This is a genomic window from Streptomyces purpurogeneiscleroticus, assembly GCF_020024005.1.
Lineage (GTDB): Bacteria > Actinomycetota > Actinomycetes > Streptomycetales > Streptomycetaceae > Streptomyces > Streptomyces purpurogeneiscleroticus.
On the sequence record NZ_NHSG01000200.1, the window covers coordinates 1 to 5182 of the forward strand.

At 73.3% G+C, this 5182-nt stretch carries 2 protein-coding genes; one reads left to right on the forward strand and one right to left on the reverse strand.

Annotation, left to right across the window (positions count from 1 at the left end):
• Positions 1 to 127: 127 nt before the first annotated feature.
• Entirely contained in the window at positions 128 to 2578 is a 2451-nt protein-coding gene (locus CCS38_RS13025; RefSeq protein ID WP_223733404.1) for a glycoside hydrolase family 31 protein, read from the reverse strand.
• A gap of 339 nt (positions 2579 to 2917) precedes the next feature.
• Between CCS38_RS13025 and CCS38_RS13030 the strand changes: the two genes are divergently transcribed.
• Entirely contained in the window at positions 2918 to 4927 is a 2010-nt protein-coding gene (locus CCS38_RS13030) for an acetoacetate--CoA ligase (RefSeq protein ID WP_223733405.1), read from the forward strand.
• Positions 4928 to 5182: the final 255 nt, after the last annotated feature.

The following is a 5182-nucleotide window of genomic DNA, read 5'->3' on the forward strand; positions in this document are numbered from 1 at the left end:
ACCGCCCTGCCGGACGGCCCCCGCTCACCTCCAGCCCCGCCGGCGCGGCCCGCGCAGTCTCCGGCTGGTCGAACACCGCGCCCCGCAACCCCGAAGCCGGCCCAGAAGTCCCGCCCGTACCGGCTTCTCAGACCGCCTCTCCGGACCCGCCTCCGCGGACCCGCACCCCGTACTCAACGGGCTCCCCGTCCGCCCGGCTCACCACCACGCGTCCCGCCTCCAGCCGCGACTCCATCCGTTCAACGCGCGGGCGCTCCCAACCGTCCCCGGAATCCGGTACGACAATTCCGCCGCCCGTGCGCCCCGGAGCCGGCGCCCAGACCTCCAGCTCGATGCCGCCGTCCGCGCCCGCCACCGGCAGTACCGAACCCGCCCGTGCCAGCACCGGAATCCGCGCGAGCGGCGCCTCGACCGTCACCTGCCCCGGCCCGTCGTACGCCTCGCCGGTCGCCGTGTCGTACCACCGCCCGCGCGGCAGCCGCACGGTCCGCCGCCGCGTCCCCGCCTCCAGCACCGGCGCCACCAGCAGCGCGTCACCCAGCAGGAACGCGTCCTCGCAGTCGCGCAGCGCCCGGTCGCGGGGCGTGGCCCACCAAAGTGGGCGCACATACGGAGCGCCGGTCAGCCGGGCCAGGTGCCCCAGCGTGTACACGTAGGGGAGCAGCCGCTTGCGTTCGAGAGCCGCCGCACGCGCGTGCTCCAGGACCTCGTCCCCGAACTCCCACGGCTCCCGGCGCCCTGCGTCGTGCGCACAGTGCGTACGGAACAGCGGCAGGTACGCGCCCAGCTGGAACCACCGCAGGTACAGCTCGCCCGACGGCACCCCCGAATAGCCCCCGATGTCCGGACCGCTGTACGGAACGCCGCACAGTCCCAGACCCAGCACCAGCGACAACGAGGCCCGCAGCCCCGGCCATCCGGACGCCACGTCCCCGGACCACGTGCCCCCGTAGCGCTGCAGCCCGGCCCACCCGGAGCGCGAGAAGAGGAACGGCCGCTCCTCCGGGCGCAGCTCGCACAGCCCTTCATAGCCGGCACGCGCCATCGCCAGCCCGTAGACGTTGTGCGCCTCCCGGTGGTCCCCGCCCCGGCCCTCCAAGGTGTGCCGCGCGGACCGGGGGAGTGTCGGATCCCCGAACGCCGCGAAGGAGGACGGCTCGTTCATGTCGTGCCACACGCCCGCGAACCCCTGCGCCAGCCGCTCCGCGTACAGCCCGCCCCACCACTTGCGCACCCGGGCATCCGTGAAGTCGGGGAACACCGCCTCACCCGGCCACACCGCGCCCCGTACCTCGCGCCCACGCGCCTCCCGTACGAACGCGTCGGCCGCCGCCCCGCTCTCGTACACCGCGTTCCCCGGCTCCGCCTTCACCCCGGGATCGACGATCGACACCAGCCGCACCCCCTCCTGCCGCAGCTCCGAGGCGAGCCCCGGCAGGTCGGGGAAGCGGGTGCGGTCCACCGTGAACACCCGATGGCCGTCAAAGTGATCGATGTCCAGATGGAGCGCCGTCAGCGGCACACCGCGCGCACGGTAACCGGCGGCCACCCGCCGCACCTCCGTGGCATCACCGAAACCGAACCGGGAGTGCTGATGCCCGAGAGCCCAGCGCGGCGGCAGCGCGGGCGCCCCCGTGAGCGATGCCCACCCGTGCAGCACCCGGGCAGGCGTCCCCGTCAGCACCCAGTAGCGCAGCGGACCGCCGTCCATCCGAATCTCGCAGGAACCGGCCCGGTCGTGCCCCGAGCCCCGGCCCTCCTCGCCCTCGTGCAGCGTGACCCGCCCGTCCCAGGAGTTGTCGTGGAAGACCAGATGCGTACCCGCGTCCGCGACGACCAGCTGCACCGGCATGGTCAGCGACAGCGGATCGTCGCCCGGCCCGAACGCGCCCCCGGGATCGGTGTTCCACAGCCGGTACGTGCCGTCCCGCAGCCGCGGCCCGTTGGCGCGGCCGCCCAGCCCGAAGAACCGCGCGTCCGCTGCCACCTCGGAGCGCTGCACCCACCGCGACTCCCCGTACGCCCCGACCCGCGCGCCTTCCTCGGACGCAGCCCCCTCGTCCGGGCCGCCCTCGGGCGTGGCATCGGACCCCGATCCCCCCTCCGGTACCCGGTCCCACCACCGTGGCGGCAGCTCCCGGCGCAGCACCACCCCGCCCGGCGTTCGTATCTCCACCGCGCCGTGCCGCGACACCGCGACCGTCACCCGCTCCGACACCACACGCCAGCCACCCTCGGTGTCCGGCTCCAGCTCCGCCCGGCCGTCCGCCTCAGGGCCCGTCCCCACCAGCGCGTACGACGGCTCCGGCGCCGCCCCGTCCCAGCCGCAGAACACCGCGCCGCCCGCCGTCACCCGAATGCGCAGTGAAGACCGCGCGAACCGGACCACGCCGCCACCGGGCTGCGGCTCCGCCCCCACCGCCGTGCCCGGTACGCGTGCCCGCTCCGCACCCCGTGGTGGCAGCCCGGCCGCGTCCGCCCGCCTCCGGCGCAGCGCCGACCGCACCGACAACCAACCCTGCGTGGCGCCCACCGCCCTGACCGTCCGTGCCGACCGCACCAGATCCCGCCCGTCCATACCGTCAGCCTGCCACCGACACACGCCGATGAAGGCATCGTTCAGCTTCCGTTCACCTGCCTTGACCTGCTGTGTCCCCAAAAGAGACCCCGCGCTCCGGAAGCAGCGGCCCGCCTTCGAACACGCCCTTCACACCGTGGTCGCGCCACATACCCCTCCCCCCGAATGTGGGGTGCCCACCCTGGTGCGGGAGTCGATCACGTGGCATCGTCCTGACCAGTCGTGTCCTGCGCACCCTTACGGACGCGTCGGGCACCGCCGGCCCGGGACGGCCGGCGGCACCGCCCACCGCAGCGCACGGACCGGCACACCAACCGTGTACAGCCCGGGAGCCGCATGATGACCACCGCACCGCAGCCCGCACCCCACCCGGAGCCCCTGTGGCAGCCCGGCGCGGACCGTATCGCCGGAGCACAGGTCACCCGCTTCCAGGAGTGGGCCGCCACCCACCACGGCGCGCCCGCCGCCACCCCCGGTGACCCCGCCGCGAGCTACGCCGCACTGCACCGCTGGTCCGTCGAAGAGCTGAGCACCTTCTGGCGCGCCACCGCCGAATGGTTCGACGTCCGCTTCAGCACCCCGTACGACACCGTGCTCGCCGACGCCACGATGCCCGGCGCCCGCTGGTTCCCCGGCGCCACCTTCAACTACGCCGAGCACGCCCTGCGCGCCGGCGAGGACCCCGCCAGGGCCGCCGACCCCGCCCTTCTGCACGTCGACGAGAGCCACGAACCCACCCCCGTCACCTGGGCCGAACTCCGCGCCCAGGTCGGCTCGCTGGCCGCCGAACTCCGCCGCCTCGGCGTCCGCCCCGGCGACCGCGTCAGCGGCTACGTACCGAACATCCCGCAGGCCGTCGTCGCCCTCCTGGCCTCCGCCGCCGTCGGCGCCGTCTGGACCTCCTGCGCCCCCGACTTCGGCGCCCGCAGCGTCCTGGACCGCTTCCAGCAGGTCGAACCGGTCGTCCTGTTCACCGTCGACGGCTACCGCTACGGCGGCAAGGAGCACGACCGCCGCGCCACAGTGGCCGAGCTGCGCGCCGAACTCCCCAGCCTCACCGCCGTCGTGCACATCCCGCTCCTCGGCACCGAGGCCCCCGAAGGCGCGCTCGACTGGGACGACGTCGTCTCCCGGGACGAAGAGCCGGTCTTCGAACAGGTGCCGTTCGACCACCCCCTGTGGGTCCTGTACTCCTCCGGCACCACCGGCCTCCCCAAGGCCATCGTCCAGTCCCAGGGCGGCATCCTCCTCGAACACCTCAAGCAGGCCGGCCTCCACTGCGACCTCGGCCCCGAGGACCGCTTCTTCTGGTACACCTCCACCGGCTGGATGATGTGGAACTTCCTCGCCGCCGGCCTCCTCGTGGGCTCCACGATCGTCCTGTACGACGGCAGCCCCGGCTTCCCCGACACCGGCGCCCAGTGGGGCATCGCCGAACGCACCGGCGCCACGCTCTTCGGCACCTCCGCCGCGTACGTCATGGCCTGCGCCAAGGCCGGCGTCCACCCCGGACGCGACTACGACCTCTCCCGCGTCAAGTGCGTCGCCACCACCGGCTCCCCGCTGCCCCCCGACGGCTTCCGCTGGCTGCACGACGAAGTCGCCGAAGACCTCTGGATCGCCTCCGTCAGCGGCGGCACCGACGTCTGCAGCTGCTTCGCCGGCGCCGTACCCACCCTCCCGGTGTACATCGGCGAACTCCAGGCCCCCTGCCTCGCCACCGACGTCCAGGCATGGGACCCCCAGGGCAAGCCCCTCACCGACGAGGTCGGCGAGCTCGTCGTCACCAACCCGCTGCCCTCCATGCCGATCCGCTTCTGGAACGACCCCGACGGCAGCCGTTACCGGGACAGCTACTTCGAGATGTACCCCGGCGTCTGGCGGCACGGTGACTGGATCACCCGCACCGCACGCGGCACCGTCGTCATCCACGGCCGCTCCGACTCCACCCTCAACCGCCAGGGCGTCCGCATGGGCTCCGCCGACATCTACGAAGCCGTCGAACGACTCCCCGAAATCCGCGAATCCCTCGTCATCGGCCTCGAACTCCCCGACGGCGGCTACTGGATGCCGCTCTTCGTGCACCTCGCCGAAGGCGCCACCCTCGACGACGACCTGCGCGACCGCATCAAGCAGACCATCCGCACCCAGCTCTCGCCGCGCCACGTCCCCGACGACATCATCGAAGCCCCCGGCGTACCGCACACCCTCACCGGCAAGCGCATCGAAGTCCCCGTCAAGCGCCTCCTCCAGGGCACCCCGCTGGAAAAGGCCGTCAACCCCGGCTCCGTCGACAATCTCGAACTCCTCCGGTTCTACGAGCGGATCGCCGCCGACCGCGCCAAGTGATCAAGAGCCGCCGGAAATGCCTGGTCACGGGCGATTCCGGCGGCTCACGCACGCCATTGTCAGACCCCCCGCTTACGCTCAGTGAGCAATGAGTCGCCAGCGATGACGACACACGAGCCCGGGCCACCGGCCCGGACCCGCTCACCAGCAGTACCAAGGGGGAAATCATGACCAGCACCGCACGCCGCACCCCGCCCGGCACCGAGCCCGCCGCCGGACGCCGCCGCACCACCCGCCGCGCCCGCGGACCCGCAG

Excerpts from the sequence above, each read along its gene's own strand:
- CCS38_RS13025 (WP_223733404.1), bottom strand. The coding sequence starts at position 2,578 with ATGGACGGGCGGGATCTGGTGCGGTCGGCACGGACGGTCAGGGCGGTG.
- CCS38_RS13030 (WP_223733405.1), top strand. The coding sequence starts at position 2,918 with ATGACCACCGCACCGCAGCCCGCACCCCACCCGGAGCCCCTGTGGCAG.